Origin of the sequence: Pseudomonas sp. KU43P (assembly GCF_033095865.1) — a bacterium.
Classification (GTDB): domain Bacteria; phylum Pseudomonadota; class Gammaproteobacteria; order Pseudomonadales; family Pseudomonadaceae; genus Aquipseudomonas.
In genome coordinates this window covers 2,861,786-2,874,468 of record NZ_AP019365.1, presented here as the reverse complement: position 1 = coordinate 2,874,468, position 12,683 = coordinate 2,861,786, and the positions used below count along the sequence as shown (strand labels likewise).

Sequence of the window (12,683 nt, the reverse complement as noted above, 5' to 3'; positions counted from 1 at the left end):
GTGGGCACAGTGATCACTCGTCAGAAGTGCTTTGCAACGGTTGTTTACAACGTGTGGCCGTGCGACTCAGGACCACCCCTCCAATACCACCTTGCCCCGTGCCTTGCCCGACTCGATCAGTCCGTGAGCGCGCTTCAAGTTGGCGGCATTGATGGTGCCGATGCGCTCGGCCAGTGTCGTCCGGATCAGCCCTGCATCCACCAGCCGTGCCACTTCATCGAGCAATCGCTGTTGGCCAACCATGTCGTCGGTAGCAAACAGCGAGCGGGTGAACATCAATTCCCAGTGGATGGACACGGACTTGCGCTTGAAGGGGGTCGCATCCAGCACCGCCGGGTCGTCGATCAGGCCGAACTTGCCCTGCGGCGCGATGGCTTCGACGATTTGTTCGATGTGCCCGGCGGTGTGGGTCAGGCTGACGATGTAGTCGACGCAGGCAAAGCCGATGCGTTTGAGTTCCGCGGCAATGGGTTGGCTGTGGTCGATCACATGATGGGCACCCAGTGCTTTGACCCACGCTTGCGTTTCCGTTCGTGAGGCGGTGCCGATAACGGTGAGGTTAGTCAGTCGGCTGGCCAATTGGGTCATGATCGAGCCTACGCCGCCGGACGCGCCGATGATCAGCAAGGTTTTGTTGCTGGGCGATTTGCCTGGTGAGATACCCAAGCGGTCAAAAAGCATCTCCCAGGCAGTGATCGCCGTCAGGGGCAACGCCGCAGCTTCGGCGAAGTCCAGCGACTTGGGCGCATGACCCACAATACGCTCGTCCACCAAATGCAGTTCGCTGTTGGTACCTGCCCGTGCAATCGAGCCGGCGTACCAAACACGGTCGCCTGGCTTGAACCGGGTGACTTCGGGCCCGACGGCCCTGACGATGCCGCTGGCGTCCCAGCCAAGCACCTTGTAGACCTGCCCTTCGACCGGCGCCCCGCTGGCACGTACTTTGGTGTCGACCGGGTTGACCGAGACAGCCTTCACCTCGACGAGCAAGTCACGGCCAATGGCAACCGGTGCGGGCAGGCTGATGTCAACCAGCGAGGTCGGCTGCTCGATGGCCTGAGGCACGGTGTATCCCACCGCCCTCATGAGGGCGCCCCCCTGCGCGTCGACACATTGGGCTCTACCGGCAGACGTCATGTAGTCGGTATACCCGCGTGCATCGCCACCAAAAAGCGTTTGTGGGTCAAGGTCGGCGAGCGGCAGACCGTTGCGAATGCGTGCTGGCAAATCGGGGTTGGCCACGAACGGACGACCGAACGCAATCAGGTCGGCCAGGCCTTGAGCGAGCGTTTGCTCTGCACGTTGAGCATCGTATTTACCCGCGACGATTATCCGGCCTTTGTACGTCTCGCGTAACGCATGGCGGAACTGCTGGGGAATCTGTGGTGCGTCATCCCAATCGGCTTCGGACAGGTGGATATAGGCCAAGCCGATATCCTCCAGTTTCTTGGACAGATGCAGGATCGTGGGAATGATTTCTGGGCAGTTCATGTTGCGCTGGGTGATGAAGGGCGCAAGGCGGATACCCGTGCGTTCGGCCCCCGCTTCGCTGGCTACGGCGGCCGCGACCTCTTCGACGAAGCGGCTGCGCTTTTCCAGGGTGCCTCCGTATTCATCCTCACGGTGATTGGAGGTGGTGCGCAGGAACTGATCGAGCAGGTAACCGTTGCCACCATGGATTTCCACGCCGTCGAACCCCGCCCGCATGGCATTGGCCGCCGCACGCCGGAAGTCCTCGATCACCGCCTGGATGTCTGCAACCGTCATGGCCCGAGGAACCGGGCAATCGACCATGCGGCCAACGCCATCATCGCCAACCACCCACACTTGTGCGTCGGGCGAGAGCGCCGAAGGTGCGACCGGTAGGCCATCAGCCTGGAAGCTGGCGTGCGACATGCGCCCCACGTGCCACAATTGCAACACAATTCGGCCACCCGCGGCATGCACCGCCTCGGTGACTTTGCGCCATCCCTCGATCTGCGCCTCGCTGTAGATTCCGGGCGTAAAGCTGTAGCCCTGTCCCTGCTGCGAGATCTGGGTGGCTTCTGTGATGATCAGCCCTGCACTGGCACGCTGGGCGTAATAGCCGGCCATCAATGCGTTGGGTACATTGCCCGGCTGGCTGGTGCGGCTGCGCGTCATCGGCGCCATGACGATGCGGTTTGGCAGTTGCAGTGGCCCCAGTTGCAAAGGTTGGAACAGGTGCGAGCTAGACATCATGAATCTCCAGAAGAAATATCGACGGTGGTGGGCAATCAGAAATCGTGGTTACCGGGTGATGCCTGATCAGCACGGTATTGGTGGTCAAGGTTCAGGTTCGGATCATCGGGGACATCCAACTCGACCACGAAACCTCCAGGAAGCAGGACGAAGACCTGAGCGGTGTTTTCCTCAGGTACTCGCGCCACGCGAAATGGCAAGCCGCTGGAACGCAGCTTTTCGATGAGCACCTCAGCCGATTGATCGCTGCGAAAAGCGATGTGACCGAAGCGAACGGCTCCTGTGCTAGCCGATAAACTAGGGTCATCGACTGCGTGCACGAAGGCTTCCTCCTGCGCGTAGAGCCACAGCCCGGGAAAAGGAAAAGGCGGTCGGTAACCCGGCTGCATGCCCATCACACCTTCGAACAACCTATTCAGCGCATGGCTGGCGCCCATCGACACGTTGACATGGTCAAAGTGCCAGGTCACGGGCGTGGTGGTCGGTGCATGGGTCGACTTGAGAGCGTCTGTGTTCATGAGTTGTCTTCTCCGAAGGCGGCGAGTTGATCATCAACCTTTTGATTGTTTTGAAAAACAGCGGCTTGCTTTAAGAAACTTTCAAAATATATTTGAATCTTGCTGTTAAACAGTTAACTTCGCCGCCACTCGCCCAGGGCGCTCGACCAGCGTCAAAAGGACCAGGCCAACCACCGGTACGAGCGCTGCCAGGAAGGGCACCATTGATGCCCCGATGCTGGCATGGTCCACCGCATAGCCGCCGATAATGCCGCCGAGGGCATTGGCAATGTTGAAGGCCGAAATGTTGGCAGTGGCCGCCAGTTCAGGTGCTTTGCCAGCGTTACGCATTACCCGCATCTGCATCGGTGGCACGTTGGCGAAAGAGGCGATTCCGAATACTACGGAGGCGATCACGAAGCTCCAGGCGTGAGCGGTGGACAGGCCTACGATCAGCAACGCAACGATCATCGCCAGCACACCGCCCAACTGGGCCTTGCCCAGGTTTGCGTCGGCGGCGCGGCCACCGAGCGCATTACCTGCCACCAGGCCCGCGCCAACCGCCACCAGCAGTGCGGTGACAGCGTCCGCCGACAGGCCCGCCGCATATTGCGCTACCGGCGAGATGTAGCCGTAGAAGGTCATGAAGCCGGTCCAGCCCAGCACCGTGATGATCAGGCTCAACCACAACCGACCATTACGAAAAGCGCCCAGCTGGGAGGCCACTGACTCGACCTTCTCGGCTGCGATGTGGGGCACCATCGCAGCAATGGCCGCTATCGAGCCAAGGCCCAGCACGGCAACAGCCCAGAACGTCGTGGACCACCCGTAGGCATTGCCGATCCAGGCGCCAGCGGGCACGCCGAGTACGTTAGCCAGGGTCAGGCCAGCGAACATCTGGCCAACGGCGCGACCGGCCATGTCCTTGGCCACCATGCGAGTGGCGACCACCGCGCCGATGCCATAGAACGGTCCTTGGGCCAGGCCGGTGACGACCCGACTCAGCAACAGCACGCCGTAGTCATTGGTGAGTGCAGAGACGAGGTTGCCCACGGTGAACAGCACCATCAGGCCAATCAGCACGCGCTTACGATCGAATCGCGCCAGGTAGAGGGTCAGAAGCGGACCACCGATTACGATGGCCAAGGCGTAGGCTGTAATCAGGTTACCCGCGTCACCGTCGCTGATACCCACGGACTTAGCTACCTGAAGCAAGATCCCCGCAATCACGAATTCAGCGGTACCGATGGCGAACGCCGAGAGCGTCAAGACCCACACAGCCAATGGCATGCGGGTTGACCCATTGAGGGAAGAGTTGGTCATGATGCTTATCCTGGGGATGTGAAAGGTTGAAGCGATCATCCGCCAAAGGATTTATTTGAAAAACGGCTTGCCAACTGAAGTATTATTAAAAAATAATTTGAATATAATCCACGCTAGAGTTCACTTCGATGAAAGCCTTGCAGGACCTCGACATCTTCGTGCGAACGGTGGATACCGGCAGTCTTTCCGCCACCGCGCGCCAGCTTGACCTGACCCCCGCCGCCACCAGCGCTGCACTGAAACGGCTCGAAGCAGAATTGGGGGTGCCGCTCTTCGTACGTTCCACCCGCAGCCTTCGCCTGACCGAACAGGGTCAGCGCTTCCTCGAGCATTGCCGCCCGGCATTGGACACGCTGCAGCAGGCAGCTCAGCAAATGGCGGAAGGCAATCAGGCACTGCGGGGCGTACTCAAACTGAGCGCCCCCTCGGACTTTGGCCGAAATGTGCTATTGCCATGGCTCGACGAGTTTCAAGGCTTGCATGCACAGGTAGCGATCCGGTTGCAGTTGTCCGATCGCATGGCCAATGTCTACAGCGAGCCGGTAGATGCGGCGTTCCGTTATGGGAAACCGCCAGATTCGAACCTGGTGGCACTACCATTAGCACCCTCGATTCGGCGTGTGCTTTGCGCATCGCCAGCCTACCTGGCCAAGCACGGCAGCCCAGCGACACCGCACGACCTCACTACACACGATTGCCTGTGTTTCATGCTCGCCGAAGACGTGCATGACCGATGGCGCTTCAGCGACGGCGAGCGTTCCGAAATCACCGTGCGCGTAAGGAGTGTGAACGTTTCCAATGATGGCGATGTCGTTCGCCGTTGGGCCCTGTTGGGTAAAGGCATTGCCTACAAAGCGTGGTTCGATGTTGCACAAGACCTGGCGCAGGGACGGCTTCAGAGCCTGTGTCCCGAGTGGACGACCGAAGCCGCCCCACTGTTCATGGTGCTCCCAAGCCGACGCCAACTCACACCCTTGATGCGAGCCTTGCGTGACTTCATTTCCGAGCGATTACAGCGAATAGCGCCAGGCAACCCATGAGCCTCTGACCAAACCGAAAACCGACACGCAGGCCCGTGTTCGGATTCGCGATGTATGGCACGGGGCCCAGCAACCGGCCCCGAGGGCCCGACACCACTCCTCGAACAAGCGCAGGCGTAGAAGATGTTGCCGCCCTGCCCCATTTCGCCAAAGAACGGCAACCCGCTAACGGAACGGTCCGACGGCCCCTTTAACCTGCTTGGCCGAGCCCGACATCCGCTGAAGTTCAGGCACCGGGCTGCGCATGAGTATTCAGGTGCATTGCAGCCTCATGACGTCTGAGCTCGCCCTGCTCCAGCTCCAGCCGGTAACTTTTCAGCTCTCCAGCCAAGCGATACGAGTCGCTCTTACTGACGACGATATTTCCCTGGCCGGCCCCAGCAACGCGGATGAAAAACTAATTCTTCAAACCGCCACTCCAGTAACTGAACTGATCGTTAATATAGGGCGGATGATAAGAAAAATGTGTGGACCTCCGCCCGTGAAAATCCAGCCTCTTCCGCCGCTCAACAGTCTTCATGCTTTTGAGTCTGCGGCACGCCACTTGAGCTTTACCCTTGCTGCCAAGGAATTGAATGTCACCCAGGGTGCAATCAGCCGTCAGGTTCGCCTTCTTGAGGACTACCTGGGCAAGGCACTGTTCACCCGTACCACTCGTAGCATGGCCCTGACCCCCACCGGCGCGCAGTATTACGAAACGGTGCGTGAATGCATGATGCACCTGGCCCGCGCTACCGGCGAGATACGCCAGTGGCAAGGCAATCAACAGGTCACCGTTGCCACCAGTACCGCCATGGCTTCGCTGTGGTTGCTGCCCAAGGTGTCGGAATTCCAGAACGCTCATGAAAATATCGACCTGCGGATCATCGCCCACGACCATGTGAAGGATTACGCCAGACTCGACAGCGACTTGGCGCTGTACTACTGCAACCCACCGCCCAAGGACATGACTGTCACGCCGCTATTCTCGGAAGAAATTTTCCTTGTGTGCAGCCCGGCCTATCTGGCCAGGCATCCGCAACTGAGCAGCATTGAAGGGTTGTCGTCGTGTACCTGGCTATGGCTTGAAGACTCTCAGCGCGACTGGGTAGGTTGGCCTGAGTGGTTCAAGCGTTTGGGGTACGAGCCCATAACACCCAAGCACCGCGTCAACATCAACAGCTACGGTATGCTGATCCAGTCGGCGATCAGTGGCCAGGGTGTGGCCCTGGCCTGGGGTAACCTGGTGGACGATGCGTTGAGCACCGGTGCGCTGGTCAAGCCCAACGAAGTGGTACTGCAGACCGACGCCAAGTTCTGCCTGCTGGAGTCGTCCACCGAGCGTGGCCCCCGTGAAAGCGTGCGGCTGTTCCGAGACTGGTTGATGGCCCAGCCTTCGGTTCAGAAATAGCCTCCCCAAAACACAAGACCGACAGCTGATGGCTGTCGGTCTTGTGTCTACCAGGAGAAATCTAGCTCAGCTGGCTTTCTTCGCTGTCAGCCCCATACCAAGCTCCCCACTGACCAACGGCCCGGCCACCGGCGTGATGCCTTGCGGGAGAATCCCAGGGATAGACTGGCGCCCACCCGGCGGCGTATCAAGCAGGCCGTCAGCCATCTCCTGGCGCAAGCTGCGCATCAGAGTGTAACTAATCAGCAGGATGAACCCCGCAATCGGCAATCCCGCGGCGATGCTCGCCATTTGGATCGCCTTGAGCCCCCCCGCCATCAGTAGCGCCGTGGCAATAGCACCTTCTAGGATGCACCAGAGCATGCGGATGCTCTGCGGCGGATTGGCACTGCCCATGGAATTTAACGTACATAGCACCTGGGTGCCGGAGTCTGCCGAGGTGATGAAGTACGTCGCCAGCAGGATACAGACCAGCACGCTCAGCACCTTGCCCAAGGTACCCGCATCGATCTTGTGCAGCAGGGTGAACATGGCGGCGGTGGTTTCCTGCTTGGTCGCCAGCAATACCGTGCCACCTTCGAACTGGGCCTTGTCGCCCTGCAATTCACCACTGGCAACCAGTTCTGCGTGGTGCTGACGATCGACCTGCTCAGCCTTGAGCGCCGCACCACCGAACACCGACATCCAGATGATGGTCACCAGGGTAGGTACCAACAGTGCGCCGGCGATCAGTTCACGAATGGTGCGGCCCTTGGAAATTCGCGCGATGAACAGACCGACAAATGGGCCCCAGGTCATCCACCACGGCCAGTAGAACGCTGTCCACCAGTTCTGCCAGCCGCTGTCTTTCTGGGTATCGCTCCAAAAGCTCAGGCCCACTACATGGCTGGCATAGTCGCCGGTGCTTTCCAGCATCAGGTTGAGGATGTAGCGGGTTGGCCCCAGCAACAGGATCATCACCACCAGCACCACCGACAACAACATGTTCCATTCCGAGAGGCGCTTCATGCCACGCGATACACCAGCCATCACCGATACAGTGGTGACCATGGTAATGAGCACGATCAGGGTGATCTGCACCCCCAGGCTGATGGGCAGGTCGAACACCTGACTCAGCCCGGTATTCATTTGCACCACGCCCAGGCCCAGCGACTGGGATACACCGAACGCGGTAATCACCACGGCAAGAATGTCCACCACATGTCCGATGGGCCCATAGATGCGCTCACCGATCAGCGGGTAAAGGATCGAGCGCATGCTCAGCGGCAAGCCTTTGCGGTAGGCAAAGTAGGCAAGCCCCAGGCCGACGATGGTGAAAATGGCCCAGGGGTGCAGGCCCCAGTGGAACAAGGTGATGCGCATGGCTGTGGTGGCGGCTTCATCGGTGAGGCCGGTGGCGAACGGGTTGCCCGCGTAATGCCACATGGGTTCGGCAACCGACCAGAAGATCAGCCCGATGCCCATGCCGCCACTGAACAACATGGCGATCCAGGAGCCGAAGCTGAACTCCGGTTTATCGTCGTCTCGCCCAAGCTTGATATGCCCGAACTTGCTGCACATCAGATAGATCAGCAGCCCCAGGACACCCGTGACGGAGATCAGGTAGAACCATTTGAAGTCCTGCAGGATGAAGTCCGAGGCACGTTGAAAAGCGGCTGCTGCATGTTCGGCAAACAGTGCGCAAAATAGCACGAAGGCGACGACGGCCAGTAACGACCAGATCGTTACTGTGGGATGGAGGCCTTTGAGCAGGCCAGATTCGGCACGCATTTGATATCCCCTATTGTTTTTGTTCAAGGGTTTTAGTCACGGTGTGGGTGAAGCCACTGCCACAGGCAGGTGCCGAATCCTTGGCGGCGGACTTCCCCGCAAACCCAAAGCGAGGCAGCTCCCTTGGGCCCTATCAAAATGGGAGAATTACCGCCACTTCGACAAACCATTTTTAGTCATCAATTGATTACGATAAATCATTAATCTTTAACGTTTCGAGCCTGACCACTCCCCACCCCTTCCTCTGCCGCGGCTACCCTCCCCCAGCAATCATTAATGAGAAAAACTGATAAATAACGCTGAAATAAATCGTTTGTCGCCCTTCTTTCTCTTGCTGAAACTGGCACCAGGCATCAAGGCATTGCCTGCCGTGCATCTAACAAGAGAAAACAAAAAATGACCGTATCGACTGATTCCCGCCTTATTCCCGTCCACGCCCTGGAAACCGTTCTGGCGCCTATCCATGAAGCTCATGGCCTGACCAACGAGTTCTACACCGACCAGCGCTATTTCGAACTTGAGCGCGACGAGGTGCTGGGGCGCAACTGGGCCTGTATCGGTTTTGCCAGCGACCTGCCAACCAACAGCTACGTCAAGCCGGTCGATTTCATGGGCCTGCCGCTGTTGATGATGCGCAATCGCGAAGGCCTGGTGCAGGTGTTCCACAACGTCTGCAGCCACCGCGGCGTGAAGCTGGTGCAACAGGCGGGTGCAGTACAGGGTGTGATCCGCTGCCCCTACCACTCCTGGACCTACGACCTGAACGGCGGCCTCAAAGGTACCCCACACGTTGGCGGGATCAATCAGCACAAAGACGAACGTTTCGCCTGCGAAAAACACGGCCTGAAGGCGCTGCGCACCACGATCTGGATGGACATGGTGTTCATCAACCTGTCCGGCGACGCACCGGCCCTTGAAGAACAACTGCAGCCGCTGACCGAACGCTGGACCCAATTCCTGGGCACCGACGGCATGGGTCTGCTGCGCCGTGAAGCGAACAGCGGTGCCATGAGCATCGAGGTCAACTGCAACTGGAAGCTGGCGGTCGAGAACTACTGCGAGGCCTACCACCTGCCGTGGGTGCACCCGAGCCTGAACAGCTACTCGCGCCTGGAAGACCACTACAACATCATGTTCGAGGAATTCGCCGGCCAGGGCAGCCACGCCTACAACCTCTCGGCCGTTGCCGGTACCCATTTGCCGATCTTCCCATCCTGGCCACAGGACCGCCTGCGCACCGCCGAGTACGTGGCGTTCTTCCCCAACGTGCTGTTGGGCATCCAGGCCGACCATGCGTTCGCCATGATGCTCGAGCCTGTGGCGCCGGGTAAAACCATCGAGCACCTGCGCTTGTTCTACGTGGGTGACGAAGCGCTCGACAGCCATTACGACGCCTCGCGCAAAGCGGTAATGGAATCCTGGCGCGTGGTGTTCGCCGAAGACATCGCCTCGGTCGAAGGCATGCAGAAGGGCCGCTCCTCGCCTGGCTACAGCGGCGGTGCGTTCTCGCCGGAAATGGACCTGCCGACCCACTACTTCCACAAGTGGGCTGCCCGCCAACTGCTTGACTGCGCGCAACGCGCCTGAGGTGATCACAATGCATTCGATAGCCCCGCACTGGCTGAACTTCATCGACGGCCAGTGGACCGACAGTGAGCAGCACCTGAGCATCCACAACCCTGGCACCAGCGACCCTGTGGCGACCATCGCCCAGGCCAGTGTGGCCGACGCCGAACGTGCCCTGCAGGCCGCCCGGCGCTGTGCCGACAGCAACGCTCTGAACTGCGTGCGCCCCGCGCAGCGGGTGACCTGGCTGCTTGAGATTGCCGCGCAGATTCGTGCAATCACCGACGAAGGCGCGTGGGTGCTGTGCCAGGAAAACGGCAAGAGCCTGCGCGATGCCCGTGACGAATTCGTCGAGGCCGCGCGCTACTTCGAGTATTACGCCGGCATGGCCGACAAGATCGAAGGCACGTCGATTCCGCTGGGTGACGGCTACATGGACTTCACTGTCTACGACCCCATGGGCGTGTCGCTGCAGATCGTGCCGTGGAACTTCCCGGTGTCGATCTGCGCCCGCTCCCTGGCACCTGCCCTGGCGGCCGGCAACGCGGTAGTGATCAAGTCGCCGGAACTGTCGCCACTTGGCCTGTGCGTGCTGATGCAGGCCATCGAGCGTGCCGGCCTGCCACAAGGTGCAGTCAATCTGATCTGCGGCCGTGGCCGTGAAGTGGGTGCCTACCTGGCCGGCCATCGCGATGTCGACCAGATCGTCTTCACCGGTTCCGTCGGCACCGGCCAGAGCATTCTGCGCAGCGCCGCCGAGCACGCCATTCCCAGCGTCATGGAGCTGGGCGGCAAGTCGGCCGCCCTGGTGTTCCCGGATGCCGATCGCGAGCAACTGATCAACAGCGTGAAAAGCGGCATCTTCTTCAATGCCGGCCAGGTGTGCTCGGCCATGTCGCGCCTGCTGGTACATCGCTCGATCTATGACGAGGTCGTCGCTGACGTGGTAGCGATGGCCGAGGGGCTGACCGTGGGCCTGGGCCAGGACAACCCCGACCACACGCCAGTGATTTCTGCCGGTCAGCTCGAAGGCATCGAGGCCCTGTGCCGACGTGCCCAGCAGCAAGGCGCGGTGGTCGCAACCGGCGGCGAGGCCATCAGCGGCCTGCGCGGACACTACATGGCGCCAACCGTACTGCGCGATGTGACTGCGCAGATGGAGATCGCCCAGACCGAAGTCTTCGGCCCTGTGCTGGCCGTGATCCCCTTCGACAACGAAGAGGAGGCCATCGCCATTGCCAACGGCACCGTGTTCGGGCTGGTGGCCGGCGTGTTCACCCAGGACCTCAATCGCGCCCTGCGCTGTGCGCGGCGACTGTGCGCCGGCCAGGTGTTCGTCAACGAATGGTATGCCGGTGGCATCGAAACGCCGTTTGGCGGCGTCGGCCTCTCGGGCTTCGGACGAGAAAAAGGCCAGGAGGCGCTCTACAGCTACGTCAGGACCAAGAACCTGGCCGTGCGTATCAAGGCCGAGTGAGGAGGTAGCGCGATGAAAACCTGGCTCTGCATCATCTGTGGCCTGATCTACGACGAAGCCAAAGGTTGGCCCGACGACGGTATTGCCCCCGGCACGCGCTGGGAGGATGTGCCCGAAGACTGGCTATGCCCTGAATGCAAGGTCGGCAAGGCCGACTTTGAAATGATCGAACTCAGCACCCCGATCGCAGCTGTGGCTGCCGCGCCGGTCATCCAGGCCCAGCCTGTGGTCGCGGCCCGCCCGGCACAACCAGTGGTCATCATCGGCAGCGGCCATGCCGGCTACGGCCTGGCACAGGCCCTGCGCAAGGCCGACCCGCACCTGGAGATTCGCGTACTGACCCAGGAATCGGGGCATCTCTATTCCAAGCCTGCGCTCTCCATCGCCCTGGCCCAGGGCCGCACCGCCGCAGCCCTGGCCACCGAAACGCCGCTGGCGATCGAACAGAGGCTGGGCATTCGTATCTATACCGGCTGCAAAGTCGAACGCATCGATGCCCGGGCGCGGCGCTTGTACACCAGCCTCGGCGAAATGGACTACGGTCAACTGGTACTCGCCAGTGGGGCCTCTGCCGTGCGGTTGCCTATGGAGGGCTGCGCCGAGGCACTGCTCAGCGTCAACAACCTGCAGGATTACCAAGCGTTCCGCCAACGCCTTGAAGGCGTGCGCAGCGTGGCCATTCTGGGCGACGGTCTGATCGGCTGCGAGTTTGCCAACGACCTTGCGAGCAATGGCTATCAGGTGCGGGTAATCGGCCTGGGTGCCTGGCCCATGGAACGCCTGCTCCCCGAGGCGGCCGGCCAGCACCTGCAACAAGCGCTATCCGGGTTGGGGGTGCAGTGGAACCTGGGCACCACCTTGCAGCGCATCGAGCCGGGCAGCGATGGCTACCGATTGACCTTGGCCGACGGTCAAGTCGTCGCTGCGGACCTGGTGCTCAGTGCAGTGGGCTTGCGCCCCAACCTTGAGCTGGCACTGGAGGCCGGCCTGGCCTGCGGCCGCGGGATCAAGGTCGACGCACAACTACAGACTTCGCAGCCGGGCATCTATGCCTTGGGCGATTGCGTCGAGATCAACGGCCAGTTGCTGCCCTACCTCGCGCCGATCAACGAAGGCATTCGTGCCCTGGCCAAGACCTTGCTGGGCCAGCCGACCGCCGCCCACTACCCACTGGCGCCGGTGACGGTGAAAACCCCGGTCGCCCCACTGTGCCTGCTGACACCTCCCGGTGGCTGCGAGGGCCAATGGCGCTGCGATGCGACCAGCGATGGATTGAGCGCTGCGTTCCACGACCACGCCGGTGCCCTGCGCGGGTTCGTGCTGCTCGGCCGTCAGGCACAACTGCAACGAAATACCTGGCTGCAAAGCTGCCAGGACACCCAACAAAATGTGGCCTGAGG

The 12,683-nt window shown here is 60.7% G+C and carries 9 protein-coding genes and 2 pseudogenes; 6 read left to right on the top strand and 5 right to left on the bottom strand.

The annotated features are described in order from the left end of the window. Positions 1-66 precede the first annotated feature (66 nt). The 4 genes and pseudogenes from KU43P_RS12970 to KU43P_RS12955 all read right to left on the bottom strand — a co-directional run bounded on the left by KU43P_RS12970 (position 67) and on the right by KU43P_RS12955 (position 4,040). Positions 67-1,086 carry a zinc-binding alcohol dehydrogenase family protein gene (locus KU43P_RS12970; protein WP_317663803.1) on the bottom strand — a complete coding sequence of 340 codons (1,020 nt, stop codon included), beginning with the start codon at positions 1,084-1,086 and terminating at the stop codon, positions 67-69. Between the two features lie 45 nt (positions 1,087-1,131). After that, positions 1,132-2,217 (bottom strand): annotated as a pseudogene (locus KU43P_RS12965) (alkene reductase); the annotation flags it as partial. A 38-nt stretch (positions 2,218-2,255) separates the two neighbouring features. Continuing rightward, positions 2,256-2,738, bottom strand: a complete 483-nt coding sequence (locus tag KU43P_RS12960; protein ID WP_317663587.1) for a hypothetical protein — start codon at positions 2,736-2,738, stop codon at positions 2,256-2,258. A 105-nt stretch (positions 2,739-2,843) separates the two neighbouring features. After that, positions 2,844-4,040: an MFS transporter gene (locus KU43P_RS12955; RefSeq protein WP_317663586.1), complete on the bottom strand. Its 1,197-nt coding sequence runs from the start codon at positions 4,038-4,040 to the stop codon at positions 2,844-2,846. 128 nt (positions 4,041-4,168) lie between these two features. Between KU43P_RS12955 and KU43P_RS12950 the strand changes: the two genes are divergently transcribed. Together KU43P_RS12950 and KU43P_RS12945 are read left to right on the top strand one after the other, a co-directional pair. Continuing rightward, a complete protein-coding gene (locus tag KU43P_RS12950) occupies positions 4,169-5,080 on the top strand; it encodes a LysR family transcriptional regulator (RefSeq protein WP_317663585.1) in 912 nt (303 codons plus the stop codon). A gap of 481 nt (positions 5,081-5,561) precedes the next feature. Beyond that, entirely contained in the window at positions 5,562-6,470 is a 909-nt protein-coding gene (locus KU43P_RS12945) for a LysR substrate-binding domain-containing protein (protein ID WP_317663583.1), read from the top strand. 66 nt (positions 6,471-6,536) lie between these two features. Here the strand turns inward: KU43P_RS12945 and KU43P_RS12940 are convergent, their stop codons facing one another. Continuing rightward, the gene (locus tag KU43P_RS12940) at positions 6,537-8,240 is read right to left on the bottom strand and encodes a BCCT family transporter (protein ID WP_317663581.1); all 1,704 of its coding nucleotides are present in this window, start codon (positions 8,238-8,240) and stop codon (positions 6,537-6,539) included. A gap of 396 nt (positions 8,241-8,636) precedes the next feature. On the opposite strand from KU43P_RS12940, the gene KU43P_RS12935 reads away from it, so the two are divergent. The 4 genes and pseudogenes from KU43P_RS12935 (at position 8,637) to KU43P_RS12920 (ending at position 12,681) form a co-directional block, all read left to right on the top strand. Next, entirely contained in the window at positions 8,637-9,827 is a 1,191-nt protein-coding gene (locus KU43P_RS12935) for an aromatic ring-hydroxylating oxygenase subunit alpha (protein WP_317663579.1), read from the top strand. Positions 9,828-9,837: 10 nt separating this feature from the next. Then, positions 9,838-11,283 carry an aldehyde dehydrogenase family protein gene (locus KU43P_RS12930; RefSeq protein ID WP_317663577.1) on the top strand — a complete coding sequence of 482 codons (1,446 nt, stop codon included), beginning with the start codon at positions 9,838-9,840 and terminating at the stop codon, positions 11,281-11,283. Between the two features lie 12 nt (positions 11,284-11,295). After that, positions 11,296-11,457, top strand: a pseudogene (locus tag KU43P_RS12925) (rubredoxin); the annotation flags it as partial. Beyond that, positions 11,446-12,681 (top strand): FAD-dependent oxidoreductase, encoded by a 1,236-nt coding sequence (locus tag KU43P_RS12920; protein ID WP_317663800.1) that lies wholly within the window; start codon positions 11,446-11,448, stop codon positions 12,679-12,681. The pseudogene KU43P_RS12925 and the gene KU43P_RS12920, both read left to right, overlap by 12 nt. Positions 12,682-12,683: the final 2 nt, after the last annotated feature.

What these genes read in the sequence shown, in the direction of transcription:
- KU43P_RS12950 (WP_317663585.1), top strand. Translation starts at nt 4,169, where the DNA reads ATGAAAGCCTTGCAGGACCTCGACATCTTCGTGCGAACGGTGGATACC.
- KU43P_RS12920 (WP_317663800.1), top strand. Translation starts at nt 11,446, where the DNA reads ATGATCGAACTCAGCACCCCGATCGCAGCTGTGGCTGCCGCGCCGGTC.
- KU43P_RS12930 (WP_317663577.1), top strand. Translation starts at nt 9,838, where the DNA reads ATGCATTCGATAGCCCCGCACTGGCTGAACTTCATCGACGGCCAGTGG.
- KU43P_RS12960 (WP_317663587.1), bottom strand. Translation starts at nt 2,738, where the DNA reads ATGAACACAGACGCTCTCAAGTCGACCCATGCACCGACCACCACGCCC.
- KU43P_RS12935 (WP_317663579.1), top strand. Translation starts at nt 8,637, where the DNA reads ATGACCGTATCGACTGATTCCCGCCTTATTCCCGTCCACGCCCTGGAA.
- KU43P_RS12970 (WP_317663803.1), bottom strand. Translation starts at nt 1,086, where the DNA reads ATGAGGGCGGTGGGATACACCGTGCCTCAGGCCATCGAGCAGCCGACC.
- KU43P_RS12955 (WP_317663586.1), bottom strand. Translation starts at nt 4,040, where the DNA reads ATGACCAACTCTTCCCTCAATGGGTCAACCCGCATGCCATTGGCTGTG.
- KU43P_RS12940 (WP_317663581.1), bottom strand. Translation starts at nt 8,240, where the DNA reads ATGCGTGCCGAATCTGGCCTGCTCAAAGGCCTCCATCCCACAGTAACG.